The 25,152-nt window shown below is 41.5% G+C and carries 15 protein-coding genes; 6 read left to right on the forward strand and 9 right to left on the reverse strand.

Going from position 1 to position 25,152, the window contains the following annotated elements:
* Window positions 1-4,468: DUF2341 domain-containing protein (locus tag JWQ85_RS01395; protein WP_299462789.1), on the reverse strand; the 4,468-nt coding region annotated here is incomplete at its 3' end.
* Between the two features lie 360 nt (window positions 4,469-4,828).
* Entirely contained in the window at window positions 4,829-9,277 is a 4,449-nt protein-coding gene (locus JWQ85_RS01400; protein ID WP_299462791.1) for a T9SS type A sorting domain-containing protein, read from the reverse strand.
* Between the two features lie 397 nt (window positions 9,278-9,674).
* On the opposite strand from JWQ85_RS01400, the gene JWQ85_RS01405 reads away from it, so the two are divergent.
* Entirely contained in the window at window positions 9,675-13,424 is a 3,750-nt protein-coding gene (locus JWQ85_RS01405; protein WP_299462794.1) for a S8/S53 family peptidase, read from the forward strand.
* A 77-nt stretch (window positions 13,425-13,501) separates the two neighbouring features.
* Here JWQ85_RS01405 and JWQ85_RS01410 read toward each other — a convergent pair whose 3' ends face one another.
* Window positions 13,502-13,996 carry a hypothetical protein gene (locus tag JWQ85_RS01410; protein WP_299462797.1) on the reverse strand — a complete coding sequence of 165 codons (495 nt, stop codon included), beginning with the start codon at window positions 13,994-13,996 and terminating at the stop codon, window positions 13,502-13,504.
* A 278-nt stretch (window positions 13,997-14,274) separates the two neighbouring features.
* Between JWQ85_RS01410 and ggt the strand changes: the two genes are divergently transcribed.
* The 4 genes from ggt to JWQ85_RS01430 all read left to right on the forward strand — a co-directional run bounded on the left by ggt (window position 14,275) and on the right by JWQ85_RS01430 (window position 18,071).
* A complete protein-coding gene (gene ggt / locus JWQ85_RS01415; protein WP_299462845.1) occupies window positions 14,275-15,912 on the forward strand; it encodes a gamma-glutamyltransferase in 1,638 nt (545 codons plus the stop codon).
* A gap of 137 nt (window positions 15,913-16,049) precedes the next feature.
* The gene (locus tag JWQ85_RS01420) at window positions 16,050-16,490 is read left to right on the forward strand and encodes a MarR family transcriptional regulator (RefSeq protein ID WP_256538428.1); all 441 of its coding nucleotides are present in this window, start codon (window positions 16,050-16,052) and stop codon (window positions 16,488-16,490) included.
* A 90-nt stretch (window positions 16,491-16,580) separates the two neighbouring features.
* A complete protein-coding gene (locus JWQ85_RS01425) occupies window positions 16,581-17,090 on the forward strand; it encodes an FKBP-type peptidyl-prolyl cis-trans isomerase (protein ID WP_299462800.1) in 510 nt (169 codons plus the stop codon).
* A gap of 6 nt (window positions 17,091-17,096) precedes the next feature.
* A complete protein-coding gene (locus JWQ85_RS01430) occupies window positions 17,097-18,071 on the forward strand; it encodes an FKBP-type peptidyl-prolyl cis-trans isomerase (RefSeq protein ID WP_299462803.1) in 975 nt (324 codons plus the stop codon).
* Here JWQ85_RS01430 and JWQ85_RS01435 read toward each other — a convergent pair whose 3' ends face one another.
* The 3 genes from JWQ85_RS01435 to JWQ85_RS01445 all read right to left on the reverse strand — a co-directional run bounded on the left by JWQ85_RS01435 (window position 18,072) and on the right by JWQ85_RS01445 (window position 21,803).
* The gene (locus JWQ85_RS01435) at window positions 18,072-19,385 is read right to left on the reverse strand and encodes a deoxyribodipyrimidine photo-lyase (RefSeq protein ID WP_299462806.1); all 1,314 of its coding nucleotides are present in this window, start codon (window positions 19,383-19,385) and stop codon (window positions 18,072-18,074) included. It lies immediately after the preceding gene.
* Window positions 19,378-20,289: a TIGR01777 family oxidoreductase gene (locus JWQ85_RS01440; RefSeq protein WP_299462809.1), complete on the reverse strand. Its 912-nt coding sequence runs from the start codon at window positions 20,287-20,289 to the stop codon at window positions 19,378-19,380. Before JWQ85_RS01440 ends, JWQ85_RS01435 begins: the two co-directional genes overlap by 8 nt.
* A 65-nt stretch (window positions 20,290-20,354) precedes the next feature.
* On the reverse strand, window positions 20,355-21,803 hold the full coding sequence (locus tag JWQ85_RS01445; protein WP_299462812.1) for an SDR family oxidoreductase: 1,449 nt from the start codon (window positions 21,801-21,803) through the stop codon (window positions 20,355-20,357).
* 282 nt (window positions 21,804-22,085) lie between these two features.
* On the opposite strand from JWQ85_RS01445, the gene JWQ85_RS01450 reads away from it, so the two are divergent.
* Window positions 22,086-22,304, forward strand: a complete 219-nt coding sequence (locus JWQ85_RS01450; RefSeq protein ID WP_299462815.1) for a hypothetical protein — start codon at window positions 22,086-22,088, stop codon at window positions 22,302-22,304.
* Between the two features lie 13 nt (window positions 22,305-22,317).
* Here JWQ85_RS01450 and JWQ85_RS01455 read toward each other — a convergent pair whose 3' ends face one another.
* Genes JWQ85_RS01455 through JWQ85_RS01465 form a run of 3 tightly spaced genes read right to left on the reverse strand, consistent with a single transcriptional unit; the run spans window position 22,318 to window position 25,074 of the window.
* On the reverse strand, window positions 22,318-23,643 hold the full coding sequence (locus tag JWQ85_RS01455) for an AarF/UbiB family protein (protein WP_299462818.1): 1,326 nt from the start codon (window positions 23,641-23,643) through the stop codon (window positions 22,318-22,320).
* 4 nt (window positions 23,644-23,647) lie between these two features.
* Window positions 23,648-24,367 carry an HAD family phosphatase gene (locus tag JWQ85_RS01460; RefSeq protein WP_299462821.1) on the reverse strand — a complete coding sequence of 240 codons (720 nt, stop codon included), beginning with the start codon at window positions 24,365-24,367 and terminating at the stop codon, window positions 23,648-23,650.
* Between the two features lie 56 nt (window positions 24,368-24,423).
* Window positions 24,424-25,074: a TetR family transcriptional regulator C-terminal domain-containing protein gene (locus JWQ85_RS01465; protein ID WP_299462824.1), complete on the reverse strand. Its 651-nt coding sequence runs from the start codon at window positions 25,072-25,074 to the stop codon at window positions 24,424-24,426.
* Window positions 25,075-25,152 lie beyond the last annotated feature (78 nt).

Genomic DNA, 25,152 nt, shown 5'->3' on the forward strand with positions numbered 1-25,152 from the left:
CCCTGAAATAAAAATAAAAGCCGCTGCCTGCTTTAACAGCAGTAGTTGTTGAGCCGGGCGAGGAGAAAAGCTTGGTAGCCGTATTGTAGAATAATATGGTAGGGCCATTTGTAGCCGATGCATCAAAGCCGTTAGCCGCCCCGCCGGTGCCGGTAATAAAAATATTATTTTTTAAGCTGGCAAAGTTATAGGTTGCCGCCGTAGTTACCGGGACGGTAGTAGAATTATTAACCGGCGAACCCATTAACCTCCAGCCCCGGTTAGCGGCAGCACCTCCGGTAAACCACCGCTCAACGGTTACATTGCCGGTAACGCTTTTGGTTGTTGTGCTTATTTGGGCCACCCTTGCGGTAACCGTAGTCGAGCTTTTGAGGGTTAACACGCCGCTGCCGGCATTATCAACCGTTAAGCTGCCATTAGTTAAAGTTAAAGTATTATACAGGTCTACTGGGCCGCCGGTTATTTTTACCTGTCCCGATGCTGCTGTATTGTTGATGATAATATTACCAAACTGGGCCGTACCCGCTGTTGTGTTTATAGTAAATAACTGTGGAGTGAAAGTCCCATTAAAGGTTATGCTTGATGTAGTACTGGTTATCGTCCCGCTATTATAAACATTACAGCCAACAGTAAGGGATTGGCCGCCTAAGTTAAGACTTGCACCTGCGTTTAACGTTACCCCGTAAAAGGTTGCGGTTGTAGTTAATGCAGGGAATACTGTAACGCCCTCGCTTGTGCCTTTTATAAGCAAGCTGGTACCCCCGGCGGTAGTAGGCGCTACAGTAGCGGTTGGGTTATTTGAAGCAGGGGTTTTCCAGTTTCCGGCAGTAGCAATGGCTGTTGTACTTGCGCTGCCAGTCCATGTATAAGTAATTGATCCCCCAATAGCGGCCGCATTAGCCGCATTAATGCCAAAATCTGCACTGGTTGTAGTAAAAGTGAGTGGGTTAGTTTGATTATAATATTCGGATCTTACCCATTCAACGGGTTTAACTACGTTTGATACCCGCACCTCATCCATTGTCCCATAAAAATTATGTTCAGGCGCTGTACCAACTCCTCTATAGTCTACCCCAATATATAGGTTTGTATTGGCGTTGCCCGGTGCAGCAGCTACCATAGTTCCCTGCGAAACGCCATCTACATAATTAATAAAATTTGTACCGTTAAAAACACTTTGTACGTAATGCCAGGCGGGCGTTGTTGTCGTTGTTGTACCTACAGTCCCCACGTTGTAAAGTATTGAAGCTGGATAAGTGCTTGATCTTATTTCTGTTTCAACCTTCATTGTAGCTGTGCTGGCGCCCTTAGCGCTCATTTTATAGCCATAGCCATAGTTATTTTGATTGGATACAATTTTTTGATCAAGATCATTAATATCGCCTGTAATATTAACCCAGGCAGAAAGCGTAAACGTCCCGTTTATACCTGTTGGCGTACCGGCATTTTGAGTAATGCTGGAGGCTCCGGCAAGGGTATTATCCCCCCTGAACTTATATGCACCACCAGAAATAGCCACACCTGTATTATCAATAGCATACCGGAACTGATCTGTGCCAAGATCGGTATTAGCCTGAGCGCCATTCCTGCCATTGCCGGTGGCATCTAAAACAGTTGCGGTAGTTATCCCTTCGTTAAAATGGTAAACAGCCTGATAGTCATTACTCCAGGTTGCATTGGCAAAACTGGCATTATGTGCTGGCGTTAACGAACCGAAGTAAAAGTTCAGGTTCATATCGGCATTGGTAACCGATGGTAGCTGCACCCAAACCAGTAAAGTGCCTGTGCTTGGATCAAACTTTTCTACCTCGTAAAATAATTCAGATGTGCCGGCACTTGTAGTGAAAGCAAAATCATATCCGGTAGAACCACCAGTCGGGAATTTTATGTTAGTGGAGCAATTGTCTGATTTTAAAGCATCTTCTTTTATATAAACAAGGACAGGGAAATTTGTGAGGGTGCTTGCGCCCAAACTCATTGACCCGGTTTTTAGTGTGATTTGCTGACTAAAAGCGTAACTGCTTGTTGCAAAAACAAAAGGAACTGTTACAATTACCGTTTGTGTAGCTGTAGCCGTACATCCGGTGGCATTGGTTGTTGTTACGGTAATTATTTTTGCACCGGCTGTAGCCCACGATATTGTGTAGGGGCCGTTGCCTGTACCTGTAACTATTGTACCGCCCGAAAAATCAAAGCTATAGGTATTGCCGGCCACAACAGTTAAAGTGACAGTAGATGCAGCGCCAACAGCAACAGGCGATGTTGCTGTAAATGTTGTTACTGGTAGTGCATTTACAATGGGATTAATAGTAGCAGTACTTGTACAGCCCGATGCCACAACGGTTAGCGTATAACCACCTGTTGAGGCACTGGTGAAAGTAGCCGGGTTTGTTGCTGATGTATTTGACGGATTTGCTATATCAACCCAGCTATAGGTAGCACCCGGAATGCTTGGTGTTATTAAAGTAATAGGGCTGCCCGCGCAAACAGGGGTTGCACTGCCAATAATATTAACATTGTTAGTTGTAATAACTTCTGCAGCGGTAAGTTCGCGGTTATATATAGCAATATCATCAAGCTTACCGGTAAAGAAAAAATTTGTTGGCTGGCTTGTCCATGAGCCTACATTGTCATAACCTATACGCCAGTAGCCTGTAAATGTTTCGGGCGTGGTCATTGCTGCATTCTGCACCTGCAAAGCATTATCTACATACATTATTGAACCGGCAGCACCAACTGTTACAACAACATGATGCCACAAACCATCATTATAGGCCCTGGTAGTATTAATTGTCTGCACCCCTCCGTTAAATATGCCAAAATATAGCTGACCTAAATTGTTCATATACAAATGACGGTCATACTGGCCGCTTTGGCCGGTTTGCTGGTTCCCAAAGCCTAATAATTTGCCCCCGGCAACAGTGGTATTAAACCATAAGCTTATACTAAAAGTAGATGGGTTAACATACTGCGTAGCGGTAGTAACATATTGGGTGCTGCCATTAAAATTGTAAGCACTGTTTGCAATTCCAAACCTGCCTGTAGTAGCCGTAGGGCTACTTTGTAGTGTCCCGGTGTTTAAATTACCCGATATATCACTGGCATCGCCGCTAAATATGTACGATAGAATTGACCCGCTTAATGGGGAAGAAACAACAGGGTTTATAGTAGCTGTTACAGCTGTTCTGGGCGAACTAACGCCTCCTACCGTATAATCTACATAAAAAGTAGTGGTTAGGGCAAGAGCCGGAGCATAAGTTGTTGCAGTATTAACCGGTGTACCGCCGGTTGCCGCGGTGTACCAATTATAAGTACCCCCTGTTAGGCTTCCGCCCGATGCGGTCATTGTAGGTGCGGTACCCGCACCGCATATGGCAGCAGGGGTAGTTACTGCCGGGCCTACACTTATACTTACGGTTGCAGGGGTGCTGCCGGTAGCGTTCCAGGCAGTAATGGTGTAAGTGGTTGTTGGTGAAGTTGCAGTTGGGGTGCCGCTAATTTGTCCGTTGGCGCTGTTAAAACTTAAACCTGCGGGTAATTTCGCGTTTATGAAATAACCGCCTGTTGGTGCAAATTTGTATACCGCGTTTCCAAAATAACTTGCTGCAAATATATTTCCTTTACTATCGGCAGCAACCCCTTCGGGGTCAGTAATCCCGGTCAGAGTCTTTAATAAGGTACCGGCTTTGTTATATACTTTAACTGCGTTATTGCCCGAGTCACCAATATAAAAGTTATCGGCATAATCTAATGACATTGCCCAGGGGCCGTTTAATCCGGTTAATAAAATAGATTGATAGGTTCCGGCTGCGTTATACTTGGTTACGTTTGTGGGGTTTAATGAATAAATGTTACCAGACGCGTCAACGGCTACACCGGTTGGGCCACTAACGTTTGTTGTTATGGTAAGAAGGGGCGCGCCGCCTGCAGCGCTGTATTTTTTTATAGAATTATCATTAATAGTACTAATATAAAGATTATTGGAGGCATCGATAGTGATGCCGGAGGGAACGCTAAGGCCGCTGATAATGGTAGACTGATAAACGCCTGCTGCATTATATTTATATATGGTTCCGCCGGTAGAATTTACCACGTAACCATTGCCAAATGAGTCAAATGCCATTGCAATAGGGCTGCTTAAAGCAGGTGCACCGGTGCCATAATTACTTATGAATACGCCGGCAGCATTGTATTTTCTTACTGTATTATTATTATAATTAGCTACATAAAAATTGCCAGCTGCATCAAAAGCTATATTACTGGGGCCACTGGAAACATCTGCAAGTGCAACGGCGGCGGCGTAATTATATGCCGCTACACCGGTAGTGGTGGGTGTTAAGGTAGTAATGGCGATACCGGTGGTATAGGTACCGGGTGATGTATAAGTAATAGTAGGCTGCGCAAAGGCGCTAATGGTAGAGAGCAGTAAAACTGCTGTAAGCAAAAGATTATGTGGATATATCTTCAATTGCAAGTTGTGAAAAAAAATTAATTAAGAGTATTTGCAAGGGTGAATTTTTATAAGGTATACGGAAATGTAATAAAAAAGTTACATGTATTAATTTAATAGTTAATTATTGTTTAAATTAGGTTAAATAATTATAAAAGAAAGATATTTAACAGGGAGGTATAAATTGCTTATACAGATATCTTTTTTGCGTTATAAACACCAAAAGATATCTGCAAAAACAGCTAAAATGCGTGTATTAGGGGCGGCAGCTATTGAGTGATGAATGAGATCACCAATATTTTCATGAAAAGACACTTCAATTGGGGTTAAAATGTTCTTTTTATGAAGCGAAAGAAATCAGGCTTTCGGTAAATAATTCTAAATTTTAATAAACTTACCTGTAAGTATTATTTTTTTGCTGCCAAGGTCGGTTAGTTCAACTGTATAACTACCAGGTGTTAATGATGTTACATCCTGTTGCCCGGTTGATGATGAAAAGTTGTTGCTTTTCATTAAAATACCCATCGTGTTAAATATGTTTAACCGTACCTGCGATTTTATGGGTTGGTCTAATTTAAACTGTATGGCGTTAGTTGCCGGGTTAGGGAATATATTAAACGTACCGTTGCCGGTAGTAGTAACAATAATAACGTTTGAATAGGTTATCTGGTCATTACTATCAACCTGTTTTAAACGGTAATAAATATTTGCAGTGCTATTGTTTGTATAAATGTCTTTAAAAGCATAAGAACCTTGTGAGCTCGACTGCATATCTTTTACAGCATCAAAGGTTACACCATCCGTGCTTTTTTGAAGTTCAAAAGAGGTGTAGTCGTACTCGTTTAATGTGCTCCAGTTAAGTAATACATCCGCACCAGATCTTGCTCCTTTAAATGAGATCAACTGATAAGGCGGCAGGGATTTTTTTCTGATAACTATTTCAAACCTGCTATTGCCGTATGTTTGGGGGTTAGATCTATCCAGGTTAAATTTGTAGGTATCGTTTGCCCTTATATTTAGTGAATCTTTTTTGAAATGGTCCATCAGCCATACATCATAAACCGCAGGTATGCCGCTCAGATCCATTTTTTTAATCGTGTATAAACCGCTGGTATTATCGTTTACACTTAAAAATATCGATGTCTTTTGTTTCCCAAGTGGTTGGGATGCTACGGCAACCTGATGATTATCACTCGTCATAGTGCCCAAAAATACAGCCTGGCCACTTGCATTAAGGTCATCGGCATCTTCCATTTCGTCATAAGTAGTTTTATAGCTATCTAAAAAACGCACATAGGCAACATCATAATTTGCACTATCCTGTATCATTTTTAAGGCGATAATTGGCTCCTGCGTGCCTATTGGCTTTCCTAAAAGTAAATTGCTCCCTGTTACCTGCGCCGATGTTTTTAAGCTCTCGGTAAAGTTTATTGAGCTGGTGGTATTATTTGATTTTACAAAGAAACCCTGGCCGCTGGCAATATCAATGGTTGGACCAGGTTGAGGAGAAAGGCTGTTAGCGCCAGAAATATACGTATATATAAATCCGGTAGTGCCGGGGCATACTGTATTTGCACCTACACCACTTGGCAATGTAATGGTTGAAGGGTAGGGGTTACCTACCAGGTTGTAACCTTTCCCGGCATTAGATAAAGTATAGGTTATATTATTTTGGTTAAGCGTACCGGTTTGTAAACCTACAACGTTTGCTTCCGGGGTAGCAAATACTGCCGGAGAACCTGATCTTACAAGCTTATTTAAAATATTTGTTTTGTTGCCCCTGAAATAAAAATAGAATCCAGAACCAATTGGCCGTGTATCTGAAGGCGAAGCGGGGTAACTAAACGATCCGCCAGCCGTATTATAGAACAATATAGTTGTGCCGTTGGCTGTATATATAGGTGCAGTATCAAAGCCGGTTCCATTACCTGTAATAGGCAGGTTTGTTTGCAAACTGAGAAAATTGTAAGTAGGTGAAGGGGTAGCAGAATTATTTACAGGCGAGCTCATTAAGCGCCAGCCCCGGTTACTTGTATTGCCACCGGTAAAGTAGCGCTGAACAATGTAAGTGCCTGTAAACGCACTTGTACCACTTAACTGGCCTATAGTTGCTGTGCCATCAACATCAGATGATAATGTAAAGGTTCCGGTGTTTGCAACAGTAGCGTTACCTGTTAAATTTATTGCAGATGCAGGCGCCATTATAAAAATACCCGCGTTGGTAACAGAAGCAGCACCGCTCACATTTAACACTGAGGCAGAATCAAGAGACGATGTTAATGCTGTTGATGGTAAAACAACCGTGCCGGTGCCGGTTATTGTAGCTGTTGTGTTTTGGGTTGTAACCAGCCTTGTATTTACAGTAAGGGTTCTACTACTTAATGCTAATGTCGGAGTTGTAGCTCCGTCAAAAGTTAATGCGCCTACAGTAAGGTTCGCAGTCATTATAGGAAGCCTGGTATATGTAGCCGGAATATATATATTACTTGTAGCGCTTGGAACAGCAGCAATATTTGCATTAAGAAGTGTTTTATAATTTAAAGCGCTATTAAAATCAGTACTACTTTGGCCAATCCACTTGTAAGTGGTTAAGATGGGAAAATTTATACCGGTAATATTAGTTGAAGGTTTATATTGTTTATTGGTACTTACATCTGTAAAAGCAACCGCTGCTGTAGATAATGAAAATTTAATAGCAGTTGCTCCAAGTGTTACCTTTGTAAGATCAGCAACTAAAAAATAGTAATATGTATCAACTCCTGTATAACTATTAAATTGCTCATCAGCACTTAGTATTTGGGCATTAGAACCCGGGAATGAAACTGTACCGGTTACGAGTTGCGCATCAGAAAAATTTTGAGTTGTTGAGCGATAAAGCTTTCCATAATCAAGATATTGATTAACATTTGCAGTACACGGTATACTGTTGAAAGTATTGATTTGATAAACGCCATCAACGACAACTTTAAAGCTAAACAAAACAATGTCTGTTTGACCATAGCTAAGCGATCCGTTGGTTATTCCACTGGTAGTAAAATTGTTATCTGATACAGTTACCGTTGGCGGTGCAACAGTAAAAGTGGTGCCATTAACATCAATATTAGAAGCATAGTTTCCTGTGTTACTGCTAACCGAGCCAGATTGAGCTGTTGCAAACTTAAATTGCATTGTTTGCGATGCAGCAAGCATTGTAGGGTTACTGTAAATAATATCGGCTACAATAAAATAATATACGGGACTGGCACTGGTGGTAAATGATTCTGATAAACCTGTAATAGTTATTGCCGGGGTTGTTTGGTTATAATTAAAGGCTACACCTGTACTTGTAACTAACGTTGCCCCCGCGAAGGTATTAGCTGTAGTGTTTTTATAAAGTTTTCCGTTGGTAAGATAAAATCCAGCCCCGTTACCACCCGTATAAGTAGCGTTTAGTTTAAATCCGCTCACTGTCATGGCGCTGTTGGTATTAAAGCTAAAGCCATACAAAACTACATCCGTTTCGCCCGGATGTAAGGTGCCCTGTGTAATGCCATTAGCAGCTGTATTAGCATCGCTTATATCCATTAAGCTGTTGCTTACAGCAATGTTTACAATTGTAGACGAGCTTCCATAATAGTTATAAGCTGTTATAGTATAATTCGCGGCAGCAGTAACTATATTAGGTGTACCAGTAATAACCCCCGTAGTAGTATTGAAAATTAAACCTGACGGTAAAGCAGGGCTTATAGTGTAACCGCAGATAGACATTTTTCTGATCCTGTCATTACCATAATCAGAAATATATAAATAACCGCTACCGTCACTCGTGATATTTGATGGGTTGGTAAAACGTGCTGCTGTGGTATTTCCGTCTGTAGTGCCAGATGTGGTGTTACCGGCTAACAGGGTTACATCAGCAGCAGGTGTGATTTTTCTAATTTCGTTATTTAGGTAATCAGCAATGTAAAAATTTCCACCACCATCCATACCAATTCCGTATGGATTATTAAATCTGGCAGCAGTACCATTTGCATTGGTCGTACCTGTTGTACCGGCACTTGCACCAAAATTTGGTGAACCACCTGCAAATGTTGTAACCACACCTGTAGAAGTTACATTTCTGATGGCGTTGTTCATGTAGTCGACAACTTTAAGATTGCCGGATGCATCTACAACTACATCACTTGGTTGATTAAATCTTGCCGATGTTCCTGTTGTATTCGTGTAAGCAGATGTACCAGCTGTGGAACCTGCAAAAGTTGTGACAGTTGCTGTGGCAACAACAATTTTTACAATAGAGTGTCCGCCTTGTTCAGCTACATATAGGTTACCCGCAGAGTATGTAATACTTGCAGGGCCTGTAACGCCCGTTGCAAAGGTAGTCATAACCCCTACCGGGGTGATTTTTCTGATCGAATTATTACCCAGATCACTAACGTAAAAATTTCCAGAATCATCAATTGTTATCCCGTCTGGGGTATTTAGTCGTGTACTTGTATTGCCTGATGTATTTAAGGTGCCCGCAAAAACACTTACTACTCCCGAAGGTGTTATTTTTTTAATGGTATGTGAACCAGCATCTGCAACAAATAAATTACCAGCTGCATCAAATACAGATTGACATGGCTGGTTTAAGCCGGTTTTAAAAGTTGTTACATCCCCATAGGTTTGTGCTGGTACGGTGCCGCCGGTGTTAATTGGGGCAAGGGCCGGTATTGCAACATTTCTGGTATACGATTTAGGAGTATAATAGGAAATATCTGGTGCTGTTTGCGCAAAGCTTTTTTGCCCAAGCAGGCAAAAGGTTATAATTAAAGCAATTATATAGTTAAGTAAACGTGGTTTCAAATTTAGGGGATTATATACATGTAATTATTCGCGTAGTTGCAAAAAGTGTGCAAATGCAAGAAAATCAATAGTTTATTGAAGATATTAGCTCAATTAGCTATAACTATATAATTAAGCTCCTTTCAGACTTTAAAATTTGCAAGGTTTGGGAAAAAGCGCAATTAAATGAGGGAAGGTTTTTCTACAATATGGGTATTTAATTCCCCATATTAATTGTTGGATTTTTATAAGATAATGAGTTTAACTGTGTAGAAAGATTGTTCTGTAGGGTTTAATGATATTAACAGTTAGTTACATCACTTATTAATCAAAATTTAAGCCAATACTATATATTCCCTATCTATTGTGATAATCTTACTCAAAACATATATTTATAAACTATAATCACCTTTAATATATGGGTAAAAAATACCTGGCCTTTTTTTTTAATTTTATACTATTAGGCTGTGCTGTTCAGGCATTTGCCCAACAGCAATTACCTGTTAATGCTGCCAGCCAAAAAGAGTTGGATGCACTCTCGGTACGTTCAAAGGAAAGTTTTATATCAAGCTACCAAAAGGCAGTAGCAATGGCGCCGGGAAAAGGCTGGGTTATTCGCCGAATAACAAAAGCGGGTAATTTGGTAGCTTTACAAGGGGTTAACAGCCTGGGTTTCCCCATATATCTTATTACTCATAATAATACGCTGGCAGCGGCAACCACGGGCACAAATACTGTTCAGCCGGGGGGCACTTTAAATCTTAACTTAACAGGCAGCAGCTCGTTTTTAAATAATAAACTGGGTATTTGGGATGGCGGTCAGGTATACAAATTTCACCGTGAATTTGCCGGTAAAGCCATTACTGCTAAAGATAACACCGCCATACTTGATCACTCTACCCATGTTGCCGGTACTATGATAGCCAAGGGCATTTATGCACCTGCAAAGGGAATGGCGTACGGGGCTACAACCTTATCTGCATGGGATTTTGATAACGATGTTGCCGAAATGAGTGCGGCAGCATCCGGCTTATTGCTTTCCAATCACTCGTATGGCGATGTTGGCGGCTGGGATTTTAACAGTAGCGATAGCCGCTGGGAATGGTACGGCCTGCCCGGTGATACTGAAGATTACAATTTTGGGTTTTATGATTCGCGCGTACAATCATGGGATAAAATAGCATACAATGCGCCCTATTATTTGATAGTGGAATCGGCGGGTAACAGCCGCTCCAGCAACGGCCCCGCCGTAGGCGAAACATATTATGGGTTTACAAGCCGTACAAACCCAACCTTTGTAAATAAAGGGCCAAGGCCGGCAAATATTAGCAGTAATAGTGGTTATGATATTATTACCACAACCGGTAATGCTAAAAATATACTTACAGTAGGCTCAATAGGGCCACTACCAAATGGGCCGGTTAATCGGGCGGGCATAGCCATATCCTTTTTTAGCAGTTGGGGGCCTACAGATGATGGCCGAATTAAGCCCGATATAGTTGGCGATGGCGAAAATATACTCTCTACGGGAGTTCAAAACAGTGGCTCCTATTTAACTTTATCTGGTACCTCAATGGCGGCGCCAAATATTACCGGGTCTTTATACCTGTTGCAGGAGTATTACGCGCAAAAAAACAGTGGCTCTTTTATGCGCGCATCAACCTTAAAAGGCCTGGCCTGCCATACGGCCTTTGATGCCGGCAATGTTGGCCCCGATTATATTTATGGTTGGGGCGTGTTAGATATGCGCAAAGCCGCTCAAGCTATTACCGATAATGGCGCGAAAAGCATTATCAGTGAAAGTAGTTTAGCACAGGGCCAAACCAAAACTTTAGATGTTGTTGCTTCGGGTAGCGGGCCTTTAATTGTTAGCATATCATGGACAGACCCGGAAGGCACGCCCACCGCAGGTACAACTATAAATGACCGTACCCCAAAATTGGTGAATGATCTTGACCTGCGCCTGGCCGATGGTACAAACACTTTTACGCCATGGGTGCTTTCGCCCGATAATCCATCTGCGGCAGCTACAAACGGCGATAACATCAGGGATAATATAGAGCAGGTATATGTAGCGAATGCCATACCCGGTAAAAAATATACTATTACCATTTCGCATAAGGGTACACTTAAGTCTGGCAGTCAGGCATATTCGATTATTGTTACCGGTGCGGGTGGCACTGCTTACTGCGCCTCGGCACCAACATCAACAGCCGATTCTAAGATCAATAACTTTTCGTTATCAAACATAAATAATACTTCGCCTGCCGGCTGCACCGGCTATACAGACAATACCAACCTATCCATTCAACTGGAAGAGGCTAAAACCTATCCTTTCAGCATAACCCTGGGTACCTGTGGCGCTAACTTTAACAAGGCGGCTAAAATATTTGTAGACTGGAACGGTAACGGCGTTTTTGATGCTGATGAGCTGGCTGCAACAACAAATGTAGTAGCCGGCACAAGCACAGTTAGCGGCAATATTGCTGTACCTGCTACGGTTATACCTGGTAATATAAGCATCTTACGGATAGTATTAAACGAAACTGCTACGCCCACATCCGTAAGCGCCTGCGGTACTTATGCTAAAGGCGAAACGCAGGATTACCGTGTGCAATTTACAAACCCATCAATTGATGCGGGTGCTATAGCCATTGTAAATGAAGGAGCGGGTGCTACCTGCGCGGCCGCGGTTGCTGTTACCGTTAGGCTTAAAAACTTTGGTAGTAATGCAATTAGCAATATCCCGGTTACGGTAACAGTAACTTCACCAAACAATGCGGTAACTACATTTAATGAAACCTATACCGGCGTGCTTAGCCCCGAAGAAGAAACTGATTTTACCTTTAGCGGTAAGTTTAATGCCATAACTGGTGCAACTTATAATATCAGTGCAGAAACAAACCTGGCTGGCGACCCTATCGCTTCTAATAATAAAATAACCGGAACTATTACCACCGGCTTGCCACCCGAAGTAAGTGGTTTGCTGGCTTATTATTGCACTAACACAAACAACTACCAACTGTTTGGCGAAGGCGATGGGCAATTACTGTGGTATAAAACACCAACAGATGCTATCCCGGTAGGGTATGGCTCACCTGCAATTGTAAACGATGCTCCTGTTAATAATACTTTTTATGTCGGATTGAATGATTTTAGCGGAAAAGTTGGCGCGCCTACCAAAGCCGCATTTAGCGGAGGGGGATATAACCAGTTTACACCCGGCATAAAAATAAATACCAAAATACCGGTTACAATAGAAAGCGCGCGTTTATATATAGGCAGCCCCGGCAGGGTTATTTTTACAGCTACTAATGATAATAACGAGGTGGTATCATCTGTAACATTAAATGTTACGGCTACCCGCAGCACCCCGTTACCGGGCGACCAGCCCAACGACCCTACCGATCAAGGTAAAGTTTATACACTTAATTTGTTATTACCAGGCGCAGGAAATTACACCATTACGCCAAGCTATGAAAATGGCGCTACTATTTTCCGTAATAATGGCGGGGTAACGGGCTATCCGTTTAAAATAGGTAATGTGTTTAGTATTACCGGCAATACAGCCATATCAAACGATACCGAAACCGATACTACTTATTATAAGAATTTTTATTACTACTTATATGATATGCAGGTACGCAGCCCGGGTTGTGCATCGGCCCAGCGGGTGGCTGTAACTATAACCAAGCCTGTTATTACCCAAAGTGGAGATGTATTAAGCTCAAGCATAACATCGGGTAACCAATGGCTACTTAATGGCGAGATAATAGAAGGCGCTACAGCGGCAACTTACACGCCATTTGTTAGCGGGAACTACCAAACGCAGGTTACATTGGATAACGGCTGCATAGCTTTGTCTGATGATTTTGCTTATGCACTTGTTGCCAAAAATCCTGATAAGACGACTGATATTGGTTTAACAATATTCCCTGTGCCTGCCAATACTTATGTTAATGTAGTTTTTACAGCTAAAGCAGCCGGCGATCTTCAATTGGCGCTGGTTAATACCGCCGGGCAAATAGTGTATCAAACATCGCAAAAAATTGTAGCAGGTAATTTTAGTACAGTGATAAATACGGCTAACCGTTTGCCGGGTACTTATCTGTTAAAGGTAAACGTAGGGGATAAGCTATATTCGAAGAAACTAATTATTGTGAAATAAGACGCTTATTAAAGCAAAATGCCATCCTATATTTTATAGGATGGCATTTTTTGATTTACAGGTTAATGTATTTTGCTTTAGAACGTATATTTTATACCTAAGCCCGGGGCAAGGTCAAAGAAAGGGCCGGTGGCCAGTTCCAAACGTGGGTTAAGATCAAGGCTAAGGGCAATAGGGGCATCCGGGAGTTTATATTCCAGTCCTAAAACTGCATCGGCACCTAATAATATATGGCTATCATTATAATAGTTATCGTCGCTGCCAAAACGTTTGTAAACACCGCTGCCTACTGCACCAACGTGTGCACCAAAACCATAATAAAATTTAAGCTTAGGGGTATTAAATGCAGGCTGGTGTATTTCATATAAACCGGTAACCACAAGGCCGTGATTACGTATACCCAATATCCCTTCAAGGGCGGTATTTTCGTTCATGAAATATTTTATAGACGGGCCGTTCTCATATCCTCCAAACTTTAAGCCAACAGCGGTTTTATAATCTTGCGCGTCAGATCGTTTAGAAAGCAATAAAAAAGAGGTTAGCACTAATGCGATTAGGGTAATTTTTTTCATATGGGGATTTTGTTGTTAGATAGATGTTGTATCATCTACAATTTTTCAATTAAAAAGTTCAGATTATTAACGGCAAAAGTCGCTTTTTGTGCGGTTTTTGTAAAATTAATACTGCAATAATATATTATTATACTGATTTTCAACCTAAAATAATCAACATACATATATTGCGTATGTAAATTGAAATAGACTAAATTGGCAAAAATTATAGCTGTTACATGAATTTTAGATCGGGATTAACTTGTATACTAACTGTATTATTTATTGCATTGGGTTTGATGGGCCACACCCAGCCACAAAAAAGCCCGGATGAAAAATATCAGAACGGTGTAGTAGTTTGCGCCTATCCAGATGCTGCAAAGGCAGGGTTAGATGTACTAAAAAAAGGTGGTAACGCTGTAGATGCCGCGGTTGCCGTACAGTTTGCGCTGGCAGTTACTCACCCACAGGCCGGTAATATTGGTGGTGGTGGTTTTATGGTTTATCGCCCGGCCAAAGGTTTATCTAATACACTCGATTTTAGGGAGAAAGCCCCGGCAAAAGCAAGCACCAATATGTACCTGGATAGTGTGGGCAATATCGTACCTAACAAAAGTTTATACACTCATCAGGCGTCGGGTATCCCGGGCTCTGTTGACGGGATGATACAGGCACATAAAAAATACGGCCGGTTAAAATGGGCTACATTAGTTCAGCCTGCCATCAACCTCGCATTAAAAGGTTTTAAGATGACCAAACGCCTCGCGGCAGATATCAACAGAAATGATTCGATATTTAAGAAGCTTAATCCCGGTAAAAATTATTTAATGAAAGATGCGAAATGGCAGAAAGGTGATACGCTGATACAGGAAGACCTGGGTAAAACACTGGCACTGATACGCGATAAAGGCCGTGCCGGTTTTTATGAGGGAAAAGTAGCCGACCTGTTAGTTGCCGAAATGAATGCCGGCGACGGGTTAATAACAAAAACCGATCTGCAAAATTATCATTCGGTATGGCGCAAACCGGTAACAGGCAAGTATAAAAGCTATAAAATTATTACTATGCCGCCGCCATCAAGCGGTGGTATAGCATTATTGCAGTTGCTAAAATCGGTAGAAAAATATCCTTTACATAAATGGGGCTTTAACCAGGACAGCACTATTCAACTAATGGTTGAGGCCGAGCGTCGGGTATATGCCGATAGATCTAAATACCTGGGCGACCCCGATTTTTATAAGGTGCCTGTTGATAGCCTGTTAAACCCCCAATATATTGCAAGCAGGATGCAAAGTTTTAACTGGGATGCTGCTACACCAAGTACCAGCATACAGCCCGGCACATTTATAGGTTACGAAAGCGACCAAACCACTCATTATTCTATTGTAGATAAGGATGGTAACGCGGTAGCTATCACTACCACGCTGAATGATTCTTTCGGCTCAAAAATATTTGTAAACGGCGCCGGCTTTTTGCTGAATAACGAGATGGACGACTTTAGCTCGAAGCCTGGCACACCCAATATGTACGGCCTGGTTGGTGGTAAGGCTAACAGCATACAACCCGGTAAACGGATGCTATCATGCATGACCCCTACCATTATTGAAAAAAATGGCAAATTGTTTATGGTAGTAGGTACACCGGGCGGTTCAACAATTATTACCTCGGTGTTTCAAACAGTGCTAAATGTAATTGAATTTGATATGGATATGCAACAGGCGGTTAGCGCCAAACGCTTTCATCATCAATGGCTGCCGGATGATGTGGCCACAGAGCCTGATGCATTGAATGAGATCACTAAAGATAAACTCACTAAAAAAGGATATAAAATAACAAACAAAGGCGCAATAGGCCGGGTAGACGGTATCTTAAAAACCAAGGCTGGGTATGAAGGTGGTGCCGACCCCAGAGGGGATGATACTAAAATGGGTTATTAAAATGTTGGGTGGTGAGCAGAGAGTGGTGAATTGGTTGTGTTACAAATGGGTTAATGATTATTCAAACTTATTTATCACTTGCCAACTACTCACAATTCACCACTCACCAATCAACTAAAAATATTAAGTTTGTCAGTATGCGAAGCAATGTAAAACATCAGGAAACTATTGATTACTTTTTAAAGATTGTGTGGCAAACGGTTGCCAACCGCTATAACCAGTTAGTTACCGAATTTGGTATTACGCAGTCTATTGGTTATTTACTTATCAATATTGAAGAAGATGGTACAACTGTATCGCAGGCAGCGGCGTTATTAGGCTTAAAATCAACCAGTTTATCGCGTATGTTAAATCAACTGGAACAAACCGGGCTTATTTACCGCGAATCGAACAAGGGGGATAAGCGATCGGTAAAGATTTACCTGACAGATTTGGGTAAAGAAAAACGCCAGTTAGCAAAAAACGTTGTAAAACAGTTTAATAACTATCTAAACGCACATATAAGTGATGCTGATAAGCAGTATTTAACCGATATGCTGAAGAAAATAAACCAGCTAACCCTTAATTATAAACCCTGATTTTATTTTTTAACCCAGCCTCAATTGTTAAAAAGTGTTAAGCTGCTGTTTTTGCGATATAAAACAATAAATTTGCCTTTTGAAAATTGAATGAACAAGATACTGCTGATATTATTATTTAGTGTTGTTTGTTTGTCTTCCTGCAAAAAAGGCTATGATGCTGTTGCTGAGGAAAGGACACAGGCAGAGATTGATGATAAAATAATACAGGATTATATTGCCGGCACACCGGGTTTAAGCGCGGTGGCAAAACGGATTGATAGCGCTGGGATTGCAACGGGTGTTTATTATGTAGAGTTAGCGCCAGGAAGTGGCAATGACTTGTTCACAAGCTCGACACGGATAACCATTGATTATACCAGCAAGAAACTTTTAACAGGCGAGGTTTTTGCCGAAAGCAATAATTTTCACCCCTCGTTTACTTTAGGGGAGGTGTTAAGGGCATGGAAGCTGGGTATCCCGCAAATAAAAAAGGGAGGAAAGATACGTATAATAGCGGCATCACGTTATGCATACGGTCCGTACGACCAGCCAGAGATAAATTTACCTAAGAACTCGGTGGTAGATTTTGAGATTGAACTTTTAGATGTAACGAACTAATTTTAGATGAAACAAAAGATTTTTACTTTTTTATTAATAGCAGCTGGCTTAACCGCTTGTAAAAAGAACGACAGCAACCAACCCAATATCAGGGAATTTGACGAGCAGAAAATACAGGCTTATATAAGTGCAAACGGTTTAACAGGCTTTACCGCGGATACTACTAAAGATGGTACCGGTACTACAGGTATACATTATAAAATTATATCACAAGGCACCGGCGACACCCTTAAATATTCTGATAATATATCATTGGTTTATACTTTAAAATCTTTTGATGGAAAGTATACATCTGCCGATACCATATCCAACCACTTTACCGGATACCTTGGTCAATTAACTGTTCTAAATCAACTTACAGGGGTTAGGTTGCCCCCTGGATTACAACTGGCTATTCATAACCTGCTCAAATATAAAGGCAGTAATATGCGTGTGCTGATACCTTCACGCCTGGGGTACGGTGTAAATGGTATGGGTTCGGGCAGTATCTCTAATGCAAACTCGCGTATTGCAGGTAACCAAAGCCTTGATTTATATGTACACGTTATAGGCAATCAGGATGCTTATGATGATAAGGTTATTAAAAATTATATAGCCGCAAATAGTGGTTATATAAAAGATTTTGCATTAATAGATTCTATAGGTACACAAGTAAAAAAATATTATTACTATAAAATTGTAACTCCGGGTACAGGCGGTATTGATGAAATATCAGAATTTACAAACGTTACTGCAACGTTCACCGGGTATTTGTTGAATGGTGCAGTTTTTGATACTTCAGGTGCAACTGCAATTACTTTTACACCATATCAATATATAGCAGGTGTAGAGGAGGCACTCCAAAAACATGCATCCAAGGGTACTTTTATTTCAATTTTGGTGCCGTCATCCCTTGGTTATGGTGCTGCTGCAAGAACTGGCATCCCAGGAAATTCTGTACTTAAATTTGATTTTCAGATAACAGATGTAAAGCAGCCGTAATTATTTGCTCAAAGCTGCTTTAAAGGCCTTTAAACATCTTTCGCGCGCAAAGGCGTGATCTATAATGGGTTTTGGATACTTGCTGAAGTCGGCATATTCCGGAACCCATTTTTTTACGTATTCTAATTTAGGGTCAAACCTTTTTAATTGAGCGTCCGGGTTAAATATCCGGAAGTAAGGCGCGGCATCAGTACCGCTCCCTGCCGCCCATTGCCAGCCGCCAACATTGCTTGCCATTTCATAATCCAACAGTTTACGGGCAAAATACCGTTCGCCCCAGCGCCAGTCAATTAGCAAATGTTTACTTAAAAAGCTGGCTACTACCATGCGCACCCTGTTGTGCATATAGCCGGTAGCATTCAGTTCGCGCATGCCGGCATCTACCATCGGGAAACCGGTTTCGCCTTTACACCACGCTTCAAATTGATCCTCATCGTTGATCCATTCTATGCGATCATACTCCGGCCGAAATGCATGATCTACTGTCTGTGGGAAATGGTACAATATCATCATATAAAATTCCCGCCATATCAATTCGTTCAGCCAGGTTTTTTCATGCGACTCATACGCGTCCCTTGCACAGCGGCGGATACTTACCGTACCAAAACGCAAATGTACACCTATATGCGATGTACCCGTTATTGCGGGGAAGTCGCGGTTTTCGGCGTACTCTGCTATAACCCCATTATATTCCTTTTCGGGATAATTTATTCCACTTTCTACGAAACCCATTTCGTTTAAGATGGGCAGTTTGGGTGCTTTATATTTGAGCAGGTTCTTTAAATATTTTTCGGTAGGATAAGCCTTTAGATAAAACGGCTTTAATTTTTGATACCATTTGTTTTTGTAAGGAGTGTAAATTGTGTAGGGTTTGCCATCATCTTTTGTCACCTCGTCCTTTTCAAAAATCACCTGATCTTTATAGGTTTTAAATGATATATCGTGTTTGGCTAACAGGTCTTTAATTTCGGTATCGCGCAATTTGGCATAAGGCTCATAATCGTGGTTGGTATAAACGGCGGCTATATTATAATCTTTAATGAGATTTTCCCAGGCCTGCTTTGGTTTGTCATAGGCTACCAATAGGCTGCTGTTATACTTTTGGCATTCGTTATTGATCTCCTCAATTGCTTTGTATATGAAGGCAACCCGTGCATCGTCCTTATCTTCCAGCTTATCCAGTATTTCTTTGTCGAAGATAAAAAAGAGCATCACCGGGTTCCCGCTTTTTAAGGCGTGGTACAGGCCTGCATTGTCTTCGATCCTCAAATCGCGGCGAAACCAAAAAACATTTACGGGGGTACCCTTATCCATATATTTCTTTTAATGCCGGGCCTATATCCGGGTACTTAAATTTAAAGCCCGCATCCTCAATTTTTTGTGCCGATGCTTTTGTGCTGCCTAATACCAGACTTGCCAGTTCGCCGAATAATAATTTTATTAAAAAAGCAGGCACATTGGGCGCCCATAACGGGCGGTGTAGTTGTTTAGCCACAGCCTGGGTTAGCTCCTGGTTGGTAACCGGTATAGGTGCAGCCATATTAAAAGCGCCTGTTAGTTGCTCATTGTTTAGCCCAAACAGATACATGTCTACCACATCCTGGTGATGGATCCATGGCACCCATTGCTTGCCATTGCCCAGCGGCGAACCTATGCCAAGCTTTATAGGCAAGGCTAACTGTGGCAATGCACCACCCTCGGTAGTCAATACAATACCCGTACGAAATTTTAAGGTCCGCAGGCCGAATTGTTGGCCTGCGTCTACTGCTTTTTCCCATTCAATGCAGCAGTTGCCAATAAAATCATGAGCGGGGGGGCTATTTTCGGTAAGTAATTCATCGCCACGGTTACTATAATAACTAATGCCCGATGCGGATATTACTGTATTTACTTTATGAGCCTTGTTTTTCATCAACCCATAAATAAGGCCTATTGATTTGGTGCGGCTTTCTACAATTTCTTTTTTGCGTTGATCTGTCCAGCGTTTATCAGCAATACCTGCACCTGCCAGGTGTATAATAGTATCTACACCACCTATACAATGTTCATCTATCGTGCCTTTTTCTACATCCCATAAAAAGGTTTTAACCATTGGGTTTTTACCCTGACTACGGCTTAAGTGGCTTACTGTATGACCTAAAGCCAAAAGTGCTTTGGTTAATTGCCTACCCAAAAGCCCGGATCCGCCGGTAATAAGTATGTTTTTAGGTTGGTTCATGGTAGCTTCATTTTAATAAGTAATAAAAAATAAAGGTATCTGATTTTGCCATCAGCCATTAACTATCAGCTATTATCTTCGCCAAAGTTTACAATTCTTTTTGCCATACCTTTAAATATAAAAAGGTGAAACGGCCACATCAAATACCAATAGGCCCGGCCCCATAAACCCCTTGGCCTAAAAGTAGCAATTTGGCTCAGGAAGGTTTGATCCTGGCGTTTAATAATTTTAAACTCCAGCCACGCCTCACCGGGCAGCTTCATTTCGGCGTATAACAAAAGCCTGTTGTTGATCGTATCGGCAAGTAAAACCCGCCAAAAGTCTATCACATCGCCTGCAGATATATTTACATTACTGGTACGCCCACGCCTTGAACCCACACCGCCAAACAGTTTATCCAAAAAGCCACGTATGCTCCAGATCCAATCCCAATAATACCAGCCACGGTTGCCGCCTATAGCCATAAAGTTTTTGAGTACATCGGCACTATTGCGCTTAAAGGGCTGTTTAATTTTATACTCCAGTGTGCCATTTTGCGGCACTTTTATCTGGTCCATAAAACCCGAGGTAAGGTAGCCATTATTCAGGGCATCCTTCCAGCTGGAAACAATGGAGTTTTGCTCTATCTTGTTAAACGCCAGTTTAAGTGCCTCTTCATAAGTAAGGCAATCGCGTTTTACAATATCATCAATATCGTGGTTCTTCATAATGGTTTCGTTTTTCATACTATCTACCAGGCTTTGGGCAAGCGAATAACTGGTAGAAGTAACAAAGTAGAGCCAGTAAGAAGATATTTTAGGCGACAGGAACGGTATGGTAACGATATACCTTTTAAGCTTACGCACTTTAGCATACGTAAGCATCATTTGTTTAAAGGTGAGTATATCCGGCCCGCCAATATCAAAAGTGCGGTTAAACGAGCGCTCGTTTAATAATACGGCACTCAGATAACCAAGTACATCGCGTATAGCTATGGGCTGGCATTTGGTATTTACCCAGCGCGGAACGGTCATGATGGGTAGCTTTTCTGTTAGATCGCGGATAATCTCGAATGATGAACTGCCCGAACCAATAATAATTGCCGCCCTAAGCACGGTTAAAGCCGCTTTGCATTCCTTTAATACATCTTCTACATGCCTGCGCGATTGCAAGTGGTTAGATAGGTGGGTATCATTGGTAATGCCGCTAAGGTAAATTACCTGCTTACAATTAGTTTTGTTAATAGCCTGTACAAAGCTATGGGCAGATAATGCCTCCAGTGCTGCAAAATCATCTGCCTGTGCCATAGAGTGCACAAGGTAATATGCTGCATCAATATCATCAGGGATGGCTTCAATACCTTGCTCTTTAAGCAAATCGCCGGTAAGCAGGGTAACGCGGTCGCTGTAATCGTTTTGTTCGTGAAAGCGGCGCTTATCGCGAACCAGGCAAATCACATTATGGCCCTGCTCCAGCAATACCGATATTAAACGTGTACCTATATATCCGTTAGCACCCGCAAGTAACACTTTCATGTTATGGCAACAACAGAATAGCGGGGGTGTTTTAATTTGATGATTTTGTTCTGGCCCGTTCAGGATATTGAAATAACCGGTGTGGAAATTAACTCAAATGAGGGTTTTTTATTAATCACCAAGAAAATAAACCAAACGATTAAAGCTTTTTATACTTACATAACCGGCATGTAGGAATTAACCCAAATGTAACTTTTTTGTTAATTATTAAGCAAACAAGCAAAGTGATTAAACCTTTTTTTATTTATGTATCGAAATAAATATTTATAAGAATTTTATAGCATGTTTACCCATACTTTTCAATTGGTTTTAATTTTTTCAAGCTTTGTAATAATAGGTCTTTTAGTTGCTTATGGCTGGTATTGCCGCAACAGGGCTAAATCATTTATAGGTAGCGGCCGCGTAACCGATATAGAAACATGGCATATAAAAGCTACCCTAAGCTGGATAGCCACATTTATAATGATATTTGCAATGGCTATATGGTATATGATAGATTAAGAGGATAAGGTGGCTAAGCCAGCTCTTCTACATGTGGTTTATAGGTGTCCGTTTTTACTCTTGCCTTAAGTTCGTGCAGAATATTATATAAGCCGAAATTAGTACGGTTTACATAAATAAAATGCTTTACACCACGGGCTTGTTTAAACTCGGGCATTTTAGAAACCTTTTCACCAAAACCAAACAGGTTATCAAAAAAAGTTTTTTCGCCAAAATCGAAAGTATTGGTGATATAAGGCTTGGCAAATAAACCTATCATCTGTCTAAACATTTTATGATAGAATTCTATCTGCGCGGGGGTATCATTAGGTAATATCATTTCCAGCTTACGAAATGCTTTTATAGTTTCTTCTTTATCATCAAACAAATTGGTTGATGTGAGCGAGAAGAATGGGTAATAAAAATCATCGGGCATTACCTTAATGCAGCCAAAGTCAATACATCCAAGCTTGCCTTCGGGTGTTATCAAAAAGTTACCGGGGTGCGGGTCGGCGTGCACCGCTCGCAGTTCGTGTTGCTGATAATTGTAAAAGTCCCAAAGTGCCTGGCCAATCTGGTCGCGTAATTCTTGTGATGGGTTTGTTGCCAAAAATTCGCGTAGGTGCTTGCCTTCCAGCCAATCCATTGTAATAATACGTTTGCTGGATAGATCGGGGTAGTATTCAGGGAAAACTACATTATTTAAATTTTTGCAGGCGATAGAAAACTCTATCGAACGGCGTACTTCCAGTTCGTAATCGGTTTCTTCTAAAAGGCGTTCTTCTACCTCGCGCATGTAAATATCCAGTTCTTTTTCGCTCATGCCCAGCATTCTAAACGCGAAGGGTTTTACCAGTTTCAGATCGGATGATATAGAATCGCCAACACCGGGATATTGGATTTTAACGGCCAGTTTTTTACCGTTCAGTTCGGCCTGGTGTACCTGGCCAATTGATGCGGCATTGGTAGAGCGGATGTTGAATTTATCGTAGATCTGATCGGGGTTTTTGCCAAAGTACTTTTTGAACGTTTGCACAATAAGCGGGCCCGACAATGGGGGCGCATTGTATTGCGACTGCGTAAATTTATCTACATAAGCCTGTGGCAGCAGGTTCTTATCCATACTAAGCATCTGCGCTACCTTAAGTGCACTGCCTTTTAGCTCGCTTAATGATTGATATATATCGGTAGCATTATCCTCGTTCAGTTCAGACCTATCCATTTCCGGGTTGAAAAGTTTTTTAGAGTAATGCTTTATATAGTTGCCCCCAATTTTAAAGCCTGTTTTTACAAACTTGGCGCTGCGTTCAACTTTACTGGTAGGTATGCTGTTTTGTTCTTTCGAAGTGTTATCACTCATGTTTTTATTGCTCAAATAATGCGGCCAGTTTTTGCAGATCGATGTCTGCATAATCGTTTATAGCAAGATTGGCCAGCTTGCTAATTATTGGGGTAGGGTGCGCGGTAGTTATACCTACAACCCTCATGCCCGCGTTGTTACCTGCCTTTAAACCCGAGATCGAATCTTCAAATACCACGCATTTTTCGCGGCGGGTGTTTAGCTGCTCGGCGGCTTTTAAAAATATTTGTGGCGATGGTTTAGGTTGGCTTACCATGCCGCCGGTTATTACTACATCAAAGTATTGCCTGATAGGTATGGTCTCAAAAATAAAATCAACATCATCCATGTTCGATGATGTGGCCAATGCTATTTTAACACCGGCATCTTTCAGTTCGGCCAGGAAGTTTTCCAGTCCGTTTATTGGTCGCAGGTAAGGCAGAAAAGCAATTTCGTAAAGTTGCTGCTTTTCTTTCGCCAAAGCTTTTAGTTCAGCTTCGTCCAAATCTTCCCCAAAATACTTTTTCAGAGTATTCAATATTGGCACTCCGCTTATTTCGCTCAGGTACATTTCGCGGCTTAATTCTGGTAGGCCACGTTTTTTGAAAAGCTGTTGCCAGGCTTTAAAATGAAAAGGTGTATTATCTATCAGTGTGCCATCCATATCAAATATGACGGCCGCCCCCTCTAAATCTCCCCCGGTAGGAGAGACTTTTTTTATATGTAAGGATTTAATCTTATTCAATCGTGTTTTTCTAAAGCCCTCCCTCCCGGAGAGGGTTTGGGTGGGGCTGGCATTACTTAAAATCCCATCTTCTCCTTCAACCCGCCATTCTTCGCCAAAAACTTGCCATACTCAAACAAGTTATCTATCGGCGAACTTTGAAACAGATCGAATGTTACGTTTACACCTTTCTCAATGGCCTCGTCAGTTTTCTCAAATCCAGCCGAATCATCATTTATCCAAAAATTTAGCACAAAACCAAACTGTACCCAAAGGGCATCTTTATAACGCTTGCTGAAAAATTTGCGATCGCTTAGTTCAGCTGTTTCAATGCCTTCTGTTAAAATTTCTTCGGCAAAACTCTCAAATATATCTTTTGTTGGCTCCAATACCTTTGGCGTACCCAGGCCGCGATGTTTTTTAATGCTGTAAACGGCAAAACTGCGGCTGCTTTTCAATAGCTCAAAAAAGCTGTAGAAGAAAGATAACGCCTTCTCGCGCGATGAATATTGTGTCCAAACTTCCTGTCCGCGTATTTCGGCCAGGGTTTTATTGGTCAGATCTGCCCAAACGCTTTGTTCAACCGCGTCAAAAGATCCAAAGGAGCGGTAAAACTCGTCCTCGGGCATTTTATTTTTTTTAGCAAATACATACACCGATTTTGGCTGCTGGCCTTCTGTTAATACATGATCTATATACGCTTTCTGGATGCTTTCGATAGTTGCCATAGTGTTGATTTTTAATAGTTAAAGTTACGATAAACAGCTGATGCAAATATCATGCTTATGTTAATTAAACGGGTAAAG

This window comes from Mucilaginibacter sp. (assembly GCF_028288105.1).
In the GTDB taxonomy this organism is placed as follows: domain Bacteria; phylum Bacteroidota; class Bacteroidia; order Sphingobacteriales; family Sphingobacteriaceae; genus Mucilaginibacter.